At 74.4% G+C, this 1236-nt stretch carries 2 pseudogenes; both read right to left on the bottom strand.

Going from position 1 to position 1236, the window contains the following annotated elements:
- Positions 1-303 (bottom strand): annotated as a pseudogene (locus AB0J52_RS41350) (phosphoheptose isomerase); the annotation flags it as partial.
- 182 nt (positions 304-485) lie between these two features.
- Positions 486-1236: pseudogene (locus tag AB0J52_RS41345) on the bottom strand (glucose-6-phosphate isomerase); the annotation flags it as partial.

The following is a 1236-nucleotide window of genomic DNA, read 5'->3' as shown; positions in this document are numbered from 1 at the left end:
GGCGTGCTCCTCCATGATGGCCTGCGCGGCGAGCGCGTCCGCGCCCACCCCGACCAGCACCACGTGGTCGAGCCCCGAGAAGCGGGCCTCGGTGACCACGTCGTCCACCTTGTCCAGCAGGTAGCGGGAGGCGAACGGCAGGTCCAGCCAGGCCAGCCGGCTGTGGTCGACGGCCCGCCGGCCCCACAGCCGCGGGTCCTTGGCGGCCAGCGCCGCGGGGACCCCGCAGGCGACCAGGTAGTCGCGCGCCTGCAGTGCCTGCTCCAGCACGTCGCCGCGCGTCAGTACGTCGAATCCGGACACCGTTCCTCCCGGCCCCATCGTTTCAGGAGACAAGCGGCATCCGCGACCAACTCCCCGATCTTCCAGGTGTCGATTTGTGAACAAGTACGGGAAACGCAGGACAAACACGACTAAGCCCGGCCATTCGCATGGCCGGGCCCGGTGTCGCGCGTGGGTTCAGACGGTCCTCGGAGGCGCGGGGGTCAGGTGAGGGCCTTGGTGAGCTGGGCGAGACCGTCCGCCCGGTCCCTCAGGTGGACGCGGACGACCGGCCGCGACCGGGACCGCAGCGCGCGCAGGTCCCCGTACGCCTGGGCCAGCTGGAGCTCGCCCAGCGTGTAGGGACGCCCCGGGATCGGCAGGTCGGCGTCCGGCGCCGCCGTGATCACGAGGAACGCGCCGTTCTCCGGACCGCCCTTGTGGTACTGCCCGGTCGAGTGCAGGTAGCGCGGGCCCCAGCCGAAGGTGACCGGGGCGGGGGAGCGGCGCAGCCCGGCCCCGCGCTCGGCCAGCAGCGGGCGCAGGCCCGCCGCGGACGCGTCCTCGGCCGGGTCGAGGAAGGCCAGCACCGCCAGGTAGCCCCGGTCCGGGACGGCGGCCACCACGGCGTCCAGGGCGTCCGAGAGCGAGCCGACGCCCTTCAGCAGGTCCTCGCGGCCGTGCACCTCCACCGCGTCGTCGACGAACGCCGGAACGCCCGGGACGACGGTCGGAGCCGCGCCCTCGGCCGCCCGCAGCAGCGCGGCCGTGCTCTCCCGCGACTCGGCGACGGCGGGCTGGTCGAACGGGTTCACACCCATCACCCGGCCCGCCACGGCGACCGCGTACTCCCACAGCAGGAACTGCGCACCGAGCGGCCCGGAGACCGCCAGCCCCGCCTCGCGGCCGGGACCGGGCTCGTCCGGACGGCTGCCCAGGATCACCCGCCGCAGGTCGTCGGTGAGCTGGAAGCCG

The sequence above is a fragment of the Spirillospora sp. NPDC049652 genome (assembly GCF_040675125.1).
Taxonomy (GTDB): Bacteria; Actinomycetota; Actinomycetes; order Streptosporangiales; family Streptosporangiaceae; genus Spirillospora.
The sequence above is the reverse complement of the archived record's forward strand: the minus strand, read 5'-3'. Positions and strand labels throughout refer to the sequence as shown.